This is a genomic window from Streptomyces aurantiacus JA 4570, assembly GCF_000414115.1.
GTDB classification, from domain to species: domain Bacteria; phylum Actinomycetota; class Actinomycetes; order Streptomycetales; family Streptomycetaceae; genus Streptomyces; species Streptomyces aurantiacus_A.
On the sequence record NZ_AOPZ01000478.1, the window covers coordinates 1 to 16,277 of the forward strand.

The 16,277-nt window shown below is 67.1% G+C and carries 27 protein-coding genes; 1 reads left to right on the plus strand and 26 read right to left on the minus strand.

What is annotated here, in order from left to right; translation table 11 throughout:
• Positions 1-1,270, minus strand: a 1,270-nt coding sequence (locus tag STRAU_RS35100; RefSeq protein WP_106968154.1) for a glycosyltransferase 87 family protein, incomplete at its 3' end; no start/stop codon positions are given.
• A 74-nt stretch (positions 1,271-1,344) separates the two neighbouring features.
• On the opposite strand from STRAU_RS35100, the gene STRAU_RS42670 reads away from it, so the two are divergent.
• A complete protein-coding gene (locus STRAU_RS42670; RefSeq protein ID WP_037664012.1) occupies positions 1,345-2,193 on the plus strand; it encodes a hypothetical protein in 849 nt (282 codons plus the stop codon).
• Positions 2,194-2,214: 21 nt separating this feature from the next.
• Here STRAU_RS42670 and truA read toward each other — a convergent pair whose 3' ends face one another.
• The 25 genes from truA to rplV form a co-directional block, all read right to left on the minus strand.
• Positions 2,215-3,084 carry a tRNA pseudouridine(38-40) synthase TruA gene (gene truA / locus STRAU_RS35110; protein WP_037664015.1) on the minus strand — a complete coding sequence of 290 codons (870 nt, stop codon included), beginning with the start codon at positions 3,082-3,084 and terminating at the stop codon, positions 2,215-2,217.
• A 72-nt stretch (positions 3,085-3,156) separates the two neighbouring features.
• Positions 3,157-3,657: a 50S ribosomal protein L17 gene (rplQ, locus tag STRAU_RS35115; protein ID WP_037664017.1), complete on the minus strand. Its 501-nt coding sequence runs from the start codon at positions 3,655-3,657 to the stop codon at positions 3,157-3,159.
• A 137-nt stretch (positions 3,658-3,794) separates the two neighbouring features.
• Entirely contained in the window at positions 3,795-4,817 is a 1,023-nt protein-coding gene (locus STRAU_RS35120; protein ID WP_016645160.1) for a DNA-directed RNA polymerase subunit alpha, read from the minus strand.
• 121 nt (positions 4,818-4,938) lie between these two features.
• Positions 4,939-5,343: a 30S ribosomal protein S11 gene (gene rpsK, locus STRAU_RS35125; protein WP_003948617.1), complete on the minus strand. Its 405-nt coding sequence runs from the start codon at positions 5,341-5,343 to the stop codon at positions 4,939-4,941.
• Positions 5,344-5,408: 65 nt separating this feature from the next.
• Positions 5,409-5,789, minus strand: coding sequence for a 30S ribosomal protein S13 (gene rpsM / locus STRAU_RS35130; protein WP_016645162.1), 381 nt, complete (start codon positions 5,787-5,789; stop codon positions 5,409-5,411).
• Positions 5,790-6,021: 232 nt separating this feature from the next.
• Positions 6,022-6,135: a 50S ribosomal protein L36 gene (gene rpmJ / locus STRAU_RS35135; protein ID WP_003948619.1), complete on the minus strand. Its 114-nt coding sequence runs from the start codon at positions 6,133-6,135 to the stop codon at positions 6,022-6,024.
• Positions 6,136-6,192: 57 nt separating this feature from the next.
• Positions 6,193-6,414, minus strand: coding sequence for a translation initiation factor IF-1 (gene infA, locus STRAU_RS35140; protein WP_003948620.1), 222 nt, complete (start codon positions 6,412-6,414; stop codon positions 6,193-6,195).
• 173 nt (positions 6,415-6,587) lie between these two features.
• Complete coding sequence (map, locus tag STRAU_RS35145; RefSeq protein WP_016645163.1) at positions 6,588-7,424, minus strand: type I methionyl aminopeptidase; 837 nt, start codon at positions 7,422-7,424, stop codon at positions 6,588-6,590.
• Between the two features lie 98 nt (positions 7,425-7,522).
• The gene (locus STRAU_RS35150; RefSeq protein WP_016645164.1) at positions 7,523-8,176 is read right to left on the minus strand and encodes an adenylate kinase; all 654 of its coding nucleotides are present in this window, start codon (positions 8,174-8,176) and stop codon (positions 7,523-7,525) included.
• On the minus strand, positions 8,176-9,489 hold the full coding sequence (secY, locus tag STRAU_RS35155; protein WP_016645165.1) for a preprotein translocase subunit SecY: 1,314 nt from the start codon (positions 9,487-9,489) through the stop codon (positions 8,176-8,178). Before secY ends, STRAU_RS35150 begins: the two co-directional genes overlap by 1 nt.
• A gap of 235 nt (positions 9,490-9,724) precedes the next feature.
• Positions 9,725-10,180, minus strand: a complete 456-nt coding sequence (rplO, locus tag STRAU_RS35160) for a 50S ribosomal protein L15 (protein ID WP_016645167.1) — start codon at positions 10,178-10,180, stop codon at positions 9,725-9,727.
• A gap of 2 nt (positions 10,181-10,182) precedes the next feature.
• Positions 10,183-10,365 (minus strand): 50S ribosomal protein L30, encoded by a 183-nt coding sequence (gene rpmD / locus STRAU_RS35165; RefSeq protein ID WP_005481207.1) that lies wholly within the window; start codon positions 10,363-10,365, stop codon positions 10,183-10,185.
• A 2-nt stretch (positions 10,366-10,367) separates the two neighbouring features.
• Positions 10,368-10,973: a 30S ribosomal protein S5 gene (gene rpsE / locus STRAU_RS35170; protein WP_016645168.1), complete on the minus strand. Its 606-nt coding sequence runs from the start codon at positions 10,971-10,973 to the stop codon at positions 10,368-10,370.
• A 43-nt stretch (positions 10,974-11,016) separates the two neighbouring features.
• Positions 11,017-11,400 carry a 50S ribosomal protein L18 gene (rplR, locus tag STRAU_RS35175; RefSeq protein ID WP_037664020.1) on the minus strand — a complete coding sequence of 128 codons (384 nt, stop codon included), beginning with the start codon at positions 11,398-11,400 and terminating at the stop codon, positions 11,017-11,019.
• 3 nt (positions 11,401-11,403) lie between these two features.
• Positions 11,404-11,943 (minus strand): 50S ribosomal protein L6, encoded by a 540-nt coding sequence (gene rplF, locus STRAU_RS35180; RefSeq protein ID WP_037664023.1) that lies wholly within the window; start codon positions 11,941-11,943, stop codon positions 11,404-11,406.
• A 24-nt stretch (positions 11,944-11,967) separates the two neighbouring features.
• Positions 11,968-12,366: a 30S ribosomal protein S8 gene (gene rpsH / locus STRAU_RS35185; protein WP_030359017.1), complete on the minus strand. Its 399-nt coding sequence runs from the start codon at positions 12,364-12,366 to the stop codon at positions 11,968-11,970.
• A gap of 225 nt (positions 12,367-12,591) precedes the next feature.
• Positions 12,592-12,777 (minus strand): type Z 30S ribosomal protein S14, encoded by a 186-nt coding sequence (locus tag STRAU_RS35190; protein WP_003956452.1) that lies wholly within the window; start codon positions 12,775-12,777, stop codon positions 12,592-12,594.
• 5 nt (positions 12,778-12,782) lie between these two features.
• Positions 12,783-13,340 carry a 50S ribosomal protein L5 gene (rplE, locus tag STRAU_RS35195; protein WP_016645173.1) on the minus strand — a complete coding sequence of 186 codons (558 nt, stop codon included), beginning with the start codon at positions 13,338-13,340 and terminating at the stop codon, positions 12,783-12,785.
• Positions 13,340-13,663: a 50S ribosomal protein L24 gene (gene rplX / locus STRAU_RS35200; RefSeq protein WP_016645174.1), complete on the minus strand. Its 324-nt coding sequence runs from the start codon at positions 13,661-13,663 to the stop codon at positions 13,340-13,342. Before rplX ends, rplE begins: the two co-directional genes overlap by 1 nt.
• A 2-nt stretch (positions 13,664-13,665) precedes the next feature.
• Positions 13,666-14,034, minus strand: coding sequence for a 50S ribosomal protein L14 (gene rplN / locus STRAU_RS35205; protein ID WP_003974257.1), 369 nt, complete (start codon positions 14,032-14,034; stop codon positions 13,666-13,668).
• A 137-nt stretch (positions 14,035-14,171) separates the two neighbouring features.
• Positions 14,172-14,459 carry a 30S ribosomal protein S17 gene (gene rpsQ, locus STRAU_RS35210; RefSeq protein ID WP_016645175.1) on the minus strand — a complete coding sequence of 96 codons (288 nt, stop codon included), beginning with the start codon at positions 14,457-14,459 and terminating at the stop codon, positions 14,172-14,174.
• Positions 14,459-14,683 (minus strand): 50S ribosomal protein L29, encoded by a 225-nt coding sequence (gene rpmC, locus STRAU_RS35215; protein ID WP_010036720.1) that lies wholly within the window; start codon positions 14,681-14,683, stop codon positions 14,459-14,461. Before rpmC ends, rpsQ begins: the two co-directional genes overlap by 1 nt.
• A complete protein-coding gene (gene rplP, locus STRAU_RS35220) occupies positions 14,683-15,102 on the minus strand; it encodes a 50S ribosomal protein L16 (protein WP_005313579.1) in 420 nt (139 codons plus the stop codon). The genes rpmC and rplP overlap by 1 nt, the downstream gene beginning before the upstream one ends.
• A gap of 5 nt (positions 15,103-15,107) precedes the next feature.
• Positions 15,108-15,923, minus strand: coding sequence for a 30S ribosomal protein S3 (gene rpsC, locus STRAU_RS35225; RefSeq protein ID WP_016645176.1), 816 nt, complete (start codon positions 15,921-15,923; stop codon positions 15,108-15,110).
• Entirely contained in the window at positions 15,923-16,270 is a 348-nt protein-coding gene (rplV, locus tag STRAU_RS35230) for a 50S ribosomal protein L22 (RefSeq protein ID WP_016645177.1), read from the minus strand. The genes rpsC and rplV overlap by 1 nt, the downstream gene beginning before the upstream one ends.
• Positions 16,271-16,277: the final 7 nt, after the last annotated feature.

The following is a 16,277-nucleotide window of genomic DNA, read 5'->3' on the forward strand; positions in this document are numbered from 1 at the left end:
GGAGCCTCCCGGCAGGGCCCGCCCACCCGCCACCAACCCCCCGGACCCCGACAAAGGCGCACCGCCAGAACACCACCCCCGCAAGCACGCAGAGCGTGAACGCGTCCTTGAAGGCCCGCTGAGGCAGCGCCTCCACCCCCACCCACACAAACCCCGGCACCTGCGGCACCAGCGCCACCCAGAACCACACCCCCCGCACCACGGACCCCGCCCCCAGCCCCCCGGCCAGCAGCAGCGGCAGCACGACCAGCAGATAGTGGTCGTACGAAGGCCGGGACACCAGGAACGCGGCCAGCATCAACGCGGCCGCGGTCTCGACGACCTGCCCCGCCTCGGCCCCCCGAGCCCCCGCCCAAGGCCCAGGGGCCAGCCACCGCCGCCAGGCGCACCAAACCCCCACCACGGCCCCCACCCCGGAAACCAGCGACGCCGCCACGGCAGGCACCCCGAGCCGCGGCAGCACAGCCGCAGGCGACGCCTCGTACAGCCGCACGAACCGATCCTCCCCCCGCAGCAGAAACGGCAGCGTCCGCGTGAAGAACGCCCCGGGATCCGGCAGCACCAGCGCGGCGAGCACCGACACCACCACCGGCACAAGCACCGCCACCCCCAGCGCCCGCCACTGCCGCGCGAACACGAACAGCAGCAGCACCGGCACGAGCAGCGGCTTGACCGCGACCGCCGCCCCGATCACCGCCCCTGCGACCACCCACCGCCCCCGGCAGACGCACAGCAGAGCCACCGGCAGCGCCACCGCCGAGGCCACGGTCCAGTTCCCCAGCTCCACGAGGTGGACGAAGGGCGCGAACCCGAGAACGAGCCCGAGCAGCCCGAGCACCGCGAACCGGCTCCGCCGGGCCACACCGTGGATCCGCAGCGCACACGCCCACCCACAGGCCAGCGCCGCCACCACCCCCACCGGCACGAGCACCCGCGCCGCCTCCGGGAACACCGCCTGCGGCACCGCCGCGAGCACCGCCCCCGGCAGATAGAGGAAGTGCCGGTCGGCGTAGGGCGACCGCCCCTCCAGCCACGCGTCGGCCGCCCGCACCACGATCGCGTTGTCCATCCCGCCGTCCGGCACCCGGTACGCGATCCGCAGCGCCGCCGCCCCGAGGACGACCCCGAGCACGGCCCACGCCTGCCACCCGGCGGGCCGCACCAGCCACCCGGCGAGACCGGAATCACCCGCACCGACCCCGGCACCGGAGCCGCCCCCCGGACCACCCTCACCAGAAACGGAAGAAAAGCCCTCTTTGCCCGATTCCATGCGGGTCAGGCTAGGCCGAGATCGCCCCACAACCCCGGCTCAACATCCCCGCGGCCCCGTCTAAGATGCGCCCCATGAGCTTTGGGCAAGGGGGACCCCAGTGGGGTCCGGGGGGCCCGCAGACCCCCGACTGGGCGGCGCTCGCCGAAGCGTCCGAGGCACGTGCCCGCCGCCGCAGGTGGATGCTGATCGGCGGCGGCGCGCTCGCCACCATCGGCGTCGCGGCGGCCGTCGCCATCGGTGTCGTCTCCGCGAACAGCGACGACGCCTCGGCCTCCAACAAGCCCGCGAGCGAGCTGCCCACCAGCGCGGACATCCCGGGCGCCAGCACCCCCGCCGAGCCGTCCTTCGAGGCGACCACTCCCCCGCCCCCGCCGGACCCGAAGGACTACATCTCCAGCGCCAAGAAGGACAAGGCCCCGCTCGGCCCGGAGTCCTTCTTCCCGGGCACGAAGCTGACCTCCGGGGAGCGCGTCTACAAGAAGGGCGCGACGGCCGCCACCAAGAAGTGCGCCTCCGTCGCCCAGCCGGCTCTGGCCACCATCCTGACGAAGAACAAGTGCACCGAGGTGCTGCGCGCCACCTACGCCCGCAAGGGCATCGCGGTCACCGTCGGCGTCGCCGTCTTCGACACCGAGGCCCAGGCCACCCGGGCCAAGAAGCAGGCCGACGAGGGCCTGGTCACGTCCCTGCCCGGCAAGGGCGTGTCCCCGTTCTGCCGGACGACGGTCTGCCGCGGCACGTACAACGCGTACGGCCGCTACGCGTACTTCACGACGACCGGCTTCCTCAACGGCAAGGACGTCACCAAGAAGGACCGCGACGCGTACGAGGTCGGCGACGACCTCGCCCGCTTCACCTTCCACCAGATCAACCGCCGCGGCGAGGCCCAGGCGTCGGCGGCGGCGAACAACCCGGAGTAGCCCCGCCCGCGGCGGACGCGCTCAGCAGCAGCCGGCCGCCCCGGAGGCGACCCCGGGCAGCGTCCGCTTGTTGCGCGCCTCCACGCTCCGCGCCGCGAGCAGCTCGTCGGCCGGATAGCCGACCTCCTCAAGCGTCAGCCCGTGCGGCCGCACCACATGCACGGCCGAGTCCCGTACGCCGGCGGCGAGGACCTTGCCCGGCCAGTCCGGCGGCCGGTGCCCGTCCCCGACGAACAGCATCGCCCCGACCAGCGACCGCACCATGTTGTGGCAGAAGGCGTCCGCCTTCACGGTCGCCTCGAGAATCCCGCCGGGGCGCCGCTCCCAGCGCAGTTCCTGCAGCGTACGAATGGTCGTGGCGCCCTCGCGCCGCTTGCAGTACGCGGCGAAGTCGTGCTCCCCGAGCAGTGCCTCGGCGGCGGTGTTCATGGCGTCGACGTCCAGCGTCCAGTCGTGCCACAGCACGTGCCCGCGCAGCAGCGGGTCGACGCCGCCGGGGTGGTCGGTGACGCGGTACACGTACCGCCGCCAGATCGCCGAGAACCGCGCATTGAACCCGGCGGGGGCCTCGGCCACCTTCCAGATCCGCACATCGTGGGGCAGCCGCCCGGCGAGCCGCCGCAGCAGCTTCTCCCGGTGCTCGGCCCAGACGCTCTCCGGCAGGTCGACGTGCGCGACCTGCCCGCGCGCGTGCACCCCGCTGTCGGTCCGCCCGGCCACGGTCAGCTCGTACGTCTCCCGCGACCGCGTCACCGTACGCAGCGCGTCCTCGATCTCCCCCTGGACGGTCCGCTGCCCCTCGCGCTGCTTGGCCCAGCCGGAGAAGTCCTTGCCGTCGTAGCTCAGATCGAGCCGCACCCGGACGAACCCGGGCTCCACTTCCTCACTCACACCGCAATCCTCTCAGGCATACGAAAGCGGGCCCGCCCCGAAGGGCGGACCCGCTCACTGCAAGGCAGAGCCTCAGGCGTCCTTGGACTCCTCGGCGGAAGCCTCGTCGGACTTGGCCTCGGCCTCGACCGGCGCCTCGTCCTTCTTCAGGGCGTCTTCCTTGACGGCACGCTTCGTGGCCGCCTCGGCCTCACCGGTGGCCTGCTGGGCCACGGTCAGGGCCTCCACCAGCTCGATGACGGCCATGGGCGCGTTGTCGCCACGGCGGTTACCGATCTTGGTGATGCGGGTGTAGCCACCCGGGCGGTTCTCGTAGCGCGGGCCGATCTCGGTGAAGAGCGTGTGGACGACGCTCTTGTCCGAGATGACCTGGAGGACCTGGCGGCGGTTGTGAAGGTCGCCCTTCTTCGCCTTGGTGACCAGACGCTCCGCGTAGGGACGCAGACGACGGGCCTTGGCCTCGGTGGTGGTGATGCGGCCGTGCTCGAAGAGATCCTTGGCGAGGTTCGCCAGCATCAGCTTCTGGTGCGCGGCACTGCCGCCCATACGGGCACCCTTGGTGGGCTTCGGCATGGTGTTTCTCCTAGGTGTCTGCCCCGGCCGTATCAGGTACCGGGGTCAGCGGTACCCGCGCCCCGTAAGGGGCGCGGGGAACTGCGCGACCAGCCACAACGGCCCCGCAGCCAAAACGAACCGTCAGTCCCGAGCTCTTAGTACTGCTCGGTCTCGACGAACCCGGCGTCCGCGTCATCATCGGCGCCGAAGGCGTCGGCCGCGGCGGTCGGGTCGAATCCGGGCGGGCTGTCCTTGAGGGCCAGACCCATCCCGTTCAGCTTCATCTTGACCTCGTCGATGGACTTCGCACCGAAGTTGCGAATGTCCAGGAGGTCCGCCTCGGAGCGGGCGACGAGCTCACCCACGGAGTGGATGCCCTCACGCTTGAGGCAGTTGTACGACCGAACGGTGAGCTCCAGCTCCTCGATCGGCAGGGCGAGATCGGCGGCGAGCGCGGCGTCCGTCGGGGACGGACCCATGTCGATGCCCTCGGCGTCGATGTTGAGCTCGCGGGCCAGACCGAACAGCTCGACCAGCGTCTTACCGGCGGACGCCATGGCGTCGCGCGGCCGCATGGCCTGCTTGGTCTCGACGTCGACGATCAGCTTGTCGAAGTCGGTGCGCTGCTCGACACGCGTGGCCTCGACCTTGTACGTGACCTTCAGCACCGGCGAGTAGATGGAGTCGACCGGGATGCGGCCGATCTCCTGGCCGACCTGCTTGTTCTGCACGGCGGAGACGTAGCCGCGACCGCGCTCGACGGTCAGCTCCATCTCCAGCTTGCCCTTGCCGTTGAGCGTGGCGAGGACGAGGTCGGGGTTGTGCACCTCGACACCGGCCGGGGGCGCGATGTCGGCGGCGGTGACCAGACCCGGGCCCTGCTTGCGCAGGTACATCACGACCGGCTCGTCGTGCTCCGAGGAGACGACCAGCTGCTTGATGTTGAGGATCAGGTCGGTGACGTCTTCCTTGACGCCCGGCACGGTGGTGAACTCGTGCAGGACACCGTCGATCCGGATGGACGTGACGGCCGCACCCGGGATCGAGGACAGAAGAGTCCGGCGGAGGGAGTTGCCGAGGGTGTAGCCGAAGCCCGGCTCCAGCGGCTCGATGACGAACCGGGAGCGGAACTCGTCGACGACCTCTTCGGTCAACGAGGGACGCTGAGCGATCAGCATGAAGTGCTTCCTTCAAGTCGTGGGCACCCGCTATTTGATGCCCGACTGATACTGCAAGGGTACGGGCGGCACGGCCCGAAGGAGCCGTACCGCCCGAAAACCTCAGACAAGCAGCCGTGCGTCAGACGCGGCGGCGCTTGGGCGGACGGCAGCCGTTGTGCGGGGTGGGGGTGACGTCCTGGATCGAACCGACCTCGAGGCCCGTGGCCTGGAGGGAGCGGATCGCGGTCTCACGGCCGGAGCCGGGACCCTTGACGAAGACGTCGACCTTGCGCATGCCGTGCTCCTGCGCACGACGCGCGGCCGACTCGGCGGCCATCTGCGCGGCGAAGGGGGTGGACTTGCGCGAGCCCTTGAAGCCGACGTGGCCGGCGGAGGCCCAGGAGATCACGTTGCCCGTGGGGTCCGTGATCGAGACGATCGTGTTGTTGAACGTGCTCTTGATGTGCGCGTGGCCGTGAGCGACGTTCTTCTTTTCCTTGCGGCGCACCTTCTTGGCAGCGCCCTGACGACCCTTGGGGGGCATCTATAACTCCTACGGGAGGTGGTCGGTCCTGCAGCGTCAGCTGTCGATAGACCGCTGAGCGAGGACTACTTCTTGCCCGGCTTCTTCTTGCCGGCGATGGCGCGACGCGGGCCCTTGCGGGTGCGGGCGTTGGTGCTGGTGCGCTGACCGCGGACGGGCAGGCCACGGCGGTGACGCAGGCCCTGGTAGCAGCCGATCTCGACCTTGCGGCGGATGTCGGCCTGAATCTCGCGACGGAGGTCACCCTCGGTCTTGATGTTCTGGTCGACGTACTCGCGGATCTTGACCAGGTCCTCTTCGGACAGGTCGCGAACGCGGGTGTTGCGGTCGACACCAGTGGCGTCCAGAGTCGCCTGGGACAGCGTCCGGCCGATGCCGAACACGTAGGTGAGGGCGACCTCGATGCGCTTGTCGCGCGGGAGGTCGACGCCTTCAACGCGTGCCATTCATGGCTCCTGTTGATACTCGGAGGTCTTCAGCAGAACCGCTCCCGACCGCCGTTCCCTTTTCGCCGAGGCCGCTGGGGCAGTCACCGAAAAGAGTTGGTACGAACCGGGTCCCCGGCCTCCGACCGGGGGTGTCGCCCTCCATTACCTGCGAATGGATCTGAAGAGGGACGGGTCCTGCATATGTGCTGTTACGTGCGTCGCGCGAAAATCTGCGAGTGCAGTACGTGCGTCAGCCCTGGCGCTGCTTGTGGCGCGGGTTGTCGCAAATGATCATGACCCGGCCGTGACGGCGGATCACCCTGCACTTGTCGCAGATCTTCTTGACGCTCGGCTTGACCTTCATTGGTGAGGTTCTCCGGGTCAGTGCCATCACCCCGCCGGAGCGGGGCGCGGGCAAGATCTACTTGTACCGGTAGACGATCCGGCCACGCGTCAGGTCGTACGGAGACAGCTCCACCACGACCCGGTCGTCAGGGAGGATGCGGATGTAGTGCATGCGCATCTTGCCGCTGATGTGTGCCAGGACCTGGTGGCCGTTCTGGAGCTCCACCTTGAACATGGCGTTCGGAAGAGACTCGACGACAGTGCCTTCGATCTCGATGGCACCTTGCTTCTTGGCCACGCTTCGCCCTTCGAATCGACTACCTTGATCGACTCCGCAAGCGATACGCAGACATGCGAATGCACGAGAGCCGACGCGTCAGTCTACGTCAGTGCACTCGGAAAGACGAATCGGGTATGACTGCCCGGCTACGAAGATCCTTAAGCAAGCCGCTGGCCGAGGCCCCGCGCCCGTCAGCCCAGCGGATCGGGCGCCGCCGTGATCCCGTACTCCGCCAGCTTCGCCTTGCCGCCGTCGGGAGCGGTGAGGACCAGCGGCCCCTGCTCCGTCAGGGCGACGGAGTGCTCCCAGTGCGAGGACCAGGTGCCGTCGGTCGTGATCACGGTCCAGTCGTCCTCGAGGACCTCCGTCTTCGCGGTGCCGAGGGAGACCATCGGCTCGATGGCCAGGCAGAAGCCGGGGACCAGCTTGGGGCCGCGGCCGCGGCGGCGCTCCACGTAGTTCAGCAGGTGCGGGTCCATGTGCATCTCGGTGCCGATGCCGTGGCCGCCGTAGTCCTCGATGATCCCGTACTTGCCGCGGGCCGGGCGGGGCTGGCGGCGGATGTACGTCTCGATGGCGCGGGAGATGTCGACGAGCCGGTTCCCCTGCTTCATGGCCGCGATCCCGGCCCACATCGACTCCTCGGTCACCCGGGAGAGCTCGATCAGCTCCGGAGCGTGACCACTGCCCACGAAGGCCGTGAACGCCGCGTCACCGTGCCAGCCGTCGATGATCGCGCCGGCGTCGATGGAGATGATGTCGCCGTCCTGGAGGACGACGTCCTCGCTCGGGATGCCGTGGACGACGACCTCGTTCTTGGAGGTGCAGATGGTCGCGGGGAAGCCGCCGTAGCCGAGGAAGTTGGGCTTGGCGTCGTGCTCGGCGAGCACCTTGCGGGCCACGTCGTCCAGGTCCTTCGTGGTGGCACCCGGCACGGCCGCCTCGCGCGTCGCCTTGTGCATGGCGGCGACGACCAGCCCCGCCGCACGCATCTTGGCGATCTGCTCGGGAGTCTTGATCTGCACCATCGGGCTTCCGCTCTCCGTCTTCCTGCAACCGTTGGGTACACAACACTACGGCCGCGGCGCCCGGGACGGGCACCGCGGCCGAAGCGACGTACTGATGACTACTCGTCGCCCTTGAGGGCGGACATCGCGCGCTTCGTGACCTCGTCCACCTTGCCGAGCGCGGAGATCGTGACCACCAGGCCCTGGGCCTTGTAGTAGTCGATGATCGGCTCGGTCTGCGTGTGGTAGACCTCAAGGCGCTTGCGGACGGTGTCCTCCGAGTCGTCCTCGCGCTGGTACAGCTCACCGCCGCAGGCGTCACAGACGCCGTCCGCCTTGGGCGGGCTGTACGTCACGTGGAAGACGTGGCTGGAGTCCTTGCGGCAGATGCGCCGGCCCGCGATGCGCTTGACGACCTCGTCCTCGGGGACCTCCAGGTCCAGGACGGCGTCCAGCTTCATGCCCTCGGACTTCAGCATCTCGTCGAGCGCCTCGGCCTGCGACACGTTCCGCGGGAAGCCGTCGAGCAGGAAGCCGTTCTCCGCGTCGGGCTTCTCCATCCGGTCCTTGGCCATCCCGATGGTGACCTCGTCGGGGACCAGGTTCCCGGCGTCCATGTAGGACTTGGCCAGCTTGCCGAGCTCGGTCTGCTGGCTGATGTTGGCCCTGAAGAGGTCGCCCGTGGAGATGTGCGGGATCGACAGGTTCTTGGCAAGGAACGCGGCCTGCGTTCCCTTGCCGGCACCGGGCGGCCCGACGAGGACGATTCGCATCAGCGGAGGAACCCTTCGTAATTGCGCTGCTGGAGCTGGCTCTCGATCTGCTTCACGGTCTCCAGACCCACACCCACGATGATCAGGATGCTCGTCCCGCCGAACGGGAAGTTCTGGTTGGCCCCGAAGCCCACCAACGCCATCGTTGGCACAAGAGCGATCAGACCCAGATACAGCGAACCCGGCCACGTGATCCGGTTGAGTACGTAGCTCAAGTACTCAGCGGTCGGGCGGCCAGCCCGGATGCCCGGGATGAAGCCACCATACTTCTTCATGTTGTCCGCGACTTCCTCCGGGTTGAACGAGATCGCCACGTAGAAGAAGGCGAAGAACACGATCAGCACGAAGTAGGTGACGATGTAAATCGGGTGGTCACCCTTGGTCAGGTTCTGCTCGATCCAGGTCTTCCACCCGGACTGGCCACCCGCGAACTGGGCGACGAGCGCGGGAATGTAGAGCAGCGACGAGGCGAAGATCACAGGGATGATGCCCGCCTGATTGACCTTCAGCGGGATGTACGTCGACGTACCGCCGTAGGACCGGCGGCCGATCATCCGCTTCGCGTACTGCACCGGAATGCGGCGCTGTGCCTGCTCGACGAAGACGACCAGGCCGACCATGAACAGGCCGACCAGGATGACGGTGCCGAACTCGATCCAGCCGCCCGCCAGGTCACCCTGCTTCTTGATGCCCCACAGGGCGGCGGGGAAGGTGGCGGCGATCGAGATGAACATCAGGATCGACATGCCGTTGCCGATGCCGCGGTCGGTGATGAGCTCACCGAGCCACATCACACAGGCCGTACCGGCGGTCATGGTGACGACCATGGTGATGGTGACGAAGATCGACTGGTCGGGGACGATCTCCGAGGCGACCGGGCAGCCGCTGAACAGGGTGCCGGTGCGGGCGGTGGCGACGAGGCCGGTGCCCTGCAGGATCGCGAGCGCGATGGTCAGATAGCGCGTGTACTGCGTGATCTTGGCCGTGCCGGCCTGGCCCTCCTTCTTGAGGGCTTCCAGGCGCGGGATCACCACGGTCAGGAGCTGCAGGATGATGCTCGCCGTGATGTACGGCATGATGCCGAGCGCGAAGATCGTGATCTGCAGGAGCGCGCCACCGCTGAACATGTTGACCAGACCGAACAGGCCCTGGTTGGCATTGGCCGCGTCGATACAGGTCTGGACGTTCTTGTAGTCGATACCGGGAATCGGGATATGCGTCCCGAGCCGGTAGATCACGATGATGCCGAGCGTGAAGAGCAGCTTCTTGCGCAGGTCGGGCGTCTTGAACGCCCGGGCGAACGCGGTGAGCACGGTGCCTCCTGCGACCCCCGCGCTACTGCGTCAGAGGTGACGGTGGTGAGTCCGACGGATAAGTACGTAACAGCAAGACCGCACGTGCTGTCGCGAGGACAGACCGCGCGGAAAGTTAACAGTGCACGCCACCCTACCGGCGACTGTGCCCCCCTTGGAACGACCAACCGGGGATGCCCCTTTTGTGGGGCATCCCCGGTCGGGATCGCTCAAGTCATCGAGACGCCTGGGAAATTCAGACGAGCTCGGTGACGGTACCGCCGGCGGCGGTGATCTTCTCCTTGGCGGAGCCGGAGACGGCGTCAACCGTCACCTGCAGCGCCACGGTGATCTCGCCCTGGCCGAGGACCTTGACAAGGCTGTTCTTGCGAACGGCGCCCTTGGCGACCAGGTCGGCCACCGTGACCTCGCCACCCTCGGGGTAGAGGGCAGCGAGCTTGTCCAGGTTGACGACCTGGAACTCGGTCTTGAACGGGTTCTTGAAGCCCTTCAGCTTCGGGAGACGCATGTGGAGGGGCATCTGCCCGCCCTCGAAGCGCTCCGGAACCTGGTAACGGGCCTTGGTGCCCTTGGTACCACGACCGGCCGTCTTACCCTTCGACGCCTCACCACGACCGACACGGGTCTTCGCGGTCTTGGCACCGGGGGCGGGACGGAGGTTGTGGATCTTGAGCGGGTTGTTCTCCGCCATGATCAGTCGACCTCCTCGACCGTCACGAGGTGGCGGACGGTGTGCACCATGCCGCGGAACTCGGGACGATCCTCCTTGACGACCTGCGTGTTGATGCCCTTGAGACCAAGGGACCGCAGGGTGTCGCGGTGGTTCTGCTTACTGCCGATGTACGACTTCGTCTGCGTGATCTTGAGCTGAGCCATGATTACGCACCCGCTCCCGCACGCGCACGCAGCAGAGCCGCGGGGGCGACGTCCTCGAGCGGCAGACCACGGCGAGCCGCGATCTCCTCGGGACGCTGCAGGCCCTTGAGGGCCGCCACGGTCGCGTGCACGATGTTGATCGCGTTGTCGGAGCCCAGGGACTTCGACAGGATGTCGTGAACGCCGGCGCACTCGAGCACGGCACGCACCGGGCCACCGGCGATAACACCGGTACCGGGGGAAGCAGGCTTGAGCAGGACGACGCCCGCGGCCTTCTCACCCTGGATGGGGTGCGGGATGGTGCCCTGGATACGGGGGACCTTGAAGAAGTGCTTCTTGGCCTCCTCCACACCCTTGGCGATGGCGGCCGGCACCTCCTTGGCCTTGCCGTAACCGACACCCACGGTGCCGTCACCGTCGCCCACCACGACCAGCGCGGTGAAGCTGAAGCGACGACCACCCTTCACAACCTTGGCGACGCGGTTGATCGCGACAACGCGCTCAACGTACGCGGTCTTCTCGGCGGCAGCTGCGCCACCGTCGCGACCCTTCCGGTCCCGCCGCTCGCCGCCACCGGCACCGCCACCGCGGCGCTGGGGTCCAGCCATTGGAATTACCTCTCTCTGTTTCCGCTAGCTACGGAACCAGGACTCAGAACTTGAGTCCGGCCTCGCGGGCGGCGTCCGCCAGGGCGGCGATGCGCCCGGCGTACTGGTTACCACCACGGTCGAACACGACAGCCTCGACGCCGGCGGCCTTGGCACGCTCGGCGACCAGGGCGCCGACCTGCTTGGCCTGCGCCGACTTGTCGCCCTCGCCACCGCGGATCGAAGCGTCCAGGGTGGACGCCGACGCCAGGGTGTGACCCTTAACGTCGTCGATCACCTGGGCGACGATGTTGCGGTTGGAGCGCGTCACGACCAGGCGCGGACGCTCGGCCGTACCGGAGATGTGCTTCCGGATACGAATGTGACGGCGCTTGATGGCAGCACGCTTGTAAGCGTCGCCCTTAGCAATCTTGACACCGTATGCCATGGCTTACTTACCCGCCTTTCCGACCTTGCGGCGGATGACTTCGCCTTCGTACTTGACGCCCTTGGCCTTGTACGGGTCAGGCTTGCGCAGCTTGCGGATGTTGGCCGCAACCTCGCCGACCTTCTGCTTGTCGATGCCCTCGACCGAGAACTTGGTCGGCGACTCGACCTTGAACGAGATGCCCTCGGGCGCCTCGACCAGGATCGGGTGGCTGTAGCCGAGCGAGAACTCCAGGTTGGAGCCCTTCGCCAGGACGCGGTAACCGACACCGCTGATCTCGAGCTTCTTCACGTAACCCTGGGTCACACCGGTGATCATGTTCGCCACCAGCGTGCGGGACAGGCCGTGCAGGGCCTTGTTCTGACGCTCGTCGTTGGGGCGGGTGACGCTGAGCACGCCGTCCTCACCCTTAGCGATCTCGATCGGCGCGACAACGGTGTGGCTCAGGGACCCCTTGGGGCCCTTCACCTGGACCGTCTGGCCATCGATGGTGACGTCCACGCCGGCGGGAACCGTGATGGGGAGCTTGCCAATACGCGACATAGCTGTTTCCTCCGTTCCCTTCCGCTACCAGACGTAGGCGAGGACTTCCCCACCCACGCCCTTCTTGCCCGCCTGCTGGCCGGTGAGCAGACCGTGCGACGTGGAGATGATCGCCACGCCCAGGCCGCCGAGCACCTTCGGCAGGTTGGTGGACTTCGCGTACACGCGCAGACCCGGCTTCGAGATCCGCTTGATGCCCGCGATGGAGCGCTCACGGTTCGGCCCGAACTTGAGCTCGAGAACGAGGTTCTTGCCGACCTCGGCGTCCTCGACCTTCCAGCCCGTGATGAAGCCCTCCTGCTGGAGGATCTCCGCGATGTGCGACTTGATCTTGCTGTGCGGCATCGCCACGGAGTCGTGGTACGCCGAGTTCGCGTTCCGCAGACGCGTAAGCATGTCTGCGATCGGATCAGTCATGGTCATGAATTGGCCTTCGGCCTCTCTCGCCGGGGTTTCCTGTATGCGCCATCCCTCTCCCCACTCAGAGGCGGGACGGGTGCGGCGCGGGGACCTACGGCGTAGTAAGTCGTACGAGGGCGGCAGGCGCCCAACCACACAAGCCTAAGCCATGTGCGGTGGGCCACCCACCAACCTCATTGCTTACCGAGAGCGTCCGGTTATCCCTAATGTCCTAAGGACAGAAGGGAGTTACCAGGAGCTCTTGGTCACGCCCGGCAGCTCGCCACGGTGAGCCATCTCACGAAGGCACACGCGGCACAGGCCGAACTTGCGGTACACGGAGTGCGGGCGGCCGCAGCGCTGGCAGCGGGTGTACGCACGCACACCGAACTTGGGCTTACGAGCAGCCTTGGCAATCAGAGCCTTCTTCGCCATCTCGCTTACGCCTCCTTGAACGGGAAGCCGAGGTGACGGAGAAGGGCACGGCCCTCAGCGTCGTTGGTCGCCGTGGTGACCACGGTGATGTCCATACCCCGGACACGGTCGATCTTGTCCTGGTCGATCTCGTGGAACATGACCTGCTCCGTGAGACCGAAGGTGTAGTTGCCACGGCCGTCGAACTGCTTGGGGGACAGACCACGGAAGTCGCGGATGCGCGGCAGCGCGAGCGACAGGGTGCGGTCCAGGAACTCCCACATGCGGTCGCCACGGAGCGTGACGTGGGCACCGATCGGCTGACCCTCACGCAGCTTGAACTGCGCGATGGACTTCCGGGCCTTGGTGATGGCCGGCTTCTGACCGGTGATCGTGGTCAGGTCACGGACGGCACCGTCCATGAGCTTGGAGTCACGGGCGGCGTCGCCGACACCCATGTTCACCACGATCTTGACGAGACCGGGGATCTGCATGACGTTCTCGTACGAGAACTCCTCCTGCAGCTTGCCCTGGATCTCCTCGCGGTACTTCGTCTTGAGGCGCGGAGTGGTGGTGGTCGTCATCAGATGTCCTCACCCGTCCGCTTGGCAACGCGGATCTTGTTGCCCTCGTCGTCGAAGCGGTAACCGACGCGCGTGACGACCTTGTTGCCGTCCTTCTCCACGACCAGCTGGACGTTGGAGACGTGGACGGGGGCCTCGGTGGTCACGATGCCGCCGGCCTGCGAGCCGCTGGCGGTCGGGCCGGCCTTCGTGTGCTTCTTGACCCGGTTGACACCCTCGACCAGGACGCGCTCGTCGCGCGGGTAAGCGGCAATGACCTTGCCCTGCTTGCCCTTGTCCTTACCGGTGATGACCTGGACCAGGTCGCCCTTCTTGATCTTCATGCTTACAGCACCTCCGGCGCGAGCGAGATGATCTTCATGAACTTCTTCTCGCGCAGCTCACGGCCGACCGGGCCGAAGATACGGGTGCCGCGAGGGTCGCCGTCGTTCTTCAGAATGACGGCGGCGTTCTCGTCGAAGCGGATGTACGAGCCGTCCGGACGGCGGCGCTCCTTGACGGTGCGAACGATGACCGCCTTGACGACGTCACCCTTCTTCACGTTGCCACCGGGGATCGCGTCCTTGACGGTGGCGACGATGACGTCACCGATGCCCGCGTAGCGGCGACCCGAACCACCGAGAACACGGATGGTGAGGATTTCCTTCGCACCCGTGTTGTCGGCGACGCGAAGTCGCGACTCCTGCTGGATCACGTCTATCTCCTGTTTGTCTGCCGGTTCCCGGCAGGGGCTTCTCTCTTACGGGATGGGCCCCTGCCGAGCCTGGCGGAACGAACTCTGAGGGATACCCCTCGGAGCTGTACTTGTTGGAATTCCCTTGCGGGAATTACCTACTTGGCCTTCTCGAGGATCTCGACGATGCGCCAGCGCTTGGTCGCCGACAGCGGACGCGTCTCCATCAGGAGGACGCGGTCGCCGACGCCGGCAGCGTTCTGCTCGTCGTGCGCCTTGAGCTTGTTGGTACGGCGGATGACCTTGCCGTACAGCGCGTGCTTGACGCGGTCCTCGACGGCGACGACGACGGTCTTGTCCATCTTGTCGCTGACGACCAGACCCTCACGGGTCTTGCGGAAGCCGCGCGCGGCCTTCGTCTCTTCAGTCACGTTGTTCTCGCTCATCAGGCGCTCTCCACCGTCTCGATGCCCAGCTCGCGCTCACGCATCAGGGTGTAGATCCGCGCGATGTCCTTACGGACGGCCTTCAGCCGACCGTGGTTCTCGAGCTGACCCGTCGCCGCCTGGAAGCGGAGATTGAACAGCTCTTCCTTGGCCTCGCGGAGCTTGTTGAGGAGCTCCTCGTTGCCCAGCTCGCGCAGCTCAGACGCCTTGGTACCGGCCGACATCACGCTTCACCTGCCTCGCGCTTGACGATCCGGCACTTCATCGGCAGCTTGTGGGCTGCGCGAGTGAGAGCCTCACGCGCAATCTTCTCGTTCGGGTAGGACAGCTCGAACATCACCCGGCCCGGGTGCACGTTCGCGACCCACCACTCGGGGGAACCCTTACCGGAACCCATGCGGGTCTCGGCGGGCTTCTTGGTCAGCGGGCGGTCCGGGTAGATGTTGATCCAGACCTTGCCGCCACGCTTGATGTGGCGGGTCATCGCGATACGGGCCGCCTCGATCTGGCGGTTGGTCACGTACGCCGGGGTCATGGCCTGGATGCCGTACTCGCCGAACGCAACCGTCGTACCACCCTTGGCCATACCGCGGCGCTTGGGGTGGTGCTGCTTGCGGTGCTTGACCCTACGGGGGATCAGCATTTCGGTCAGGCCTCCGTTCCGGTGCTCTCAGCCGGAGCGGCAGCGGCGGCGGGAGCGTCGGCCTTGGGGGCCTCGGCAGCCGGCGCGGACTGCTGCTGCGGCTTGCGACCGCGACCGCCACGCTCGCCACCGCGGCCACCACGGGCCGGGCGGTTGCCGGCGCGGGCAGCGGCGTTCTCGGCGCGGACCTCGGCGATGTTCTTCACGTCGCCCTTGTAGATCCAGACCTTCACGCCGATGCGGCCGAAGGTCGTCTTGGCCTCGAAGAAGCCGTAGTCCACGTTGGCGCGGAGCGTGTGCAGGGGCACACGGCCCTCGCGGTAGAACTCCGAACGGGACATCTCGGCACCGCCGAGACGACCGCCACACTGGATCTTGATGCCCTTGGCGCCCGCCTTCATCGCCGACTGCATGCTCTTACGCATGGCGCGACGGAAGGAGACGCGGGAGGACAGCTGCTCCGCCACGGCCTGGGCCACGAGCTGAGCGTCGACCTCGGGGTTCTTGACCTCGAGGATGTTCAGCTGGACCTGCTTGCCCGTGAGCTTCTCGAGGTCACCGCGGATGCGGTCGGCCTCGGCGCCACGGCGGCCGATGACGATGCCGGGACGAGCGGTGTGGATGTCCACCCGCACGCGGTCACGGGTGCGCTCGATCTCAACCTTCGAGATGCCGGCGCGCTCCATGCCGGACGTCATCATCCGACGGATGGCGACGTCTTCCTTGACGTAGTCCTTGTACAGCTTGTCGGCGTACCAACGCGACTTGAAGTCGGTCGTGACACCGAGCCGGAACCCGTGCGGGTTTACCTTCTGGCCCATTACCGGGTTCCTTCCTTGCTGCTGACGACCACGGTGATGTGGCTGGTCCGCTTACGGATCCGGTAGGCACGGCCCTGGGCACGCGGACGGAACCGCTTCAGGGTCGGGCCCTCGTCCACGTACGCCTCGCTGATGACCAGCGAAGAGGCGTCCGAGTGGTCGTAGTTGTGTGCAGCGTTGGCGATGGCGCTGTCAAGCACCTTGCCAACCGGCACGCTCGCGGCCTGCGGGGCGAAACGCAGGACCGCCTGAGCCTCCGTGGCATCCATGCCACGGATGAGGTCCACCACGCGGCGGGCCTTCATGGGCGTGACGCGGATGTACCGCGCCTGGGCCCTGGCTTCCATGGTTGTC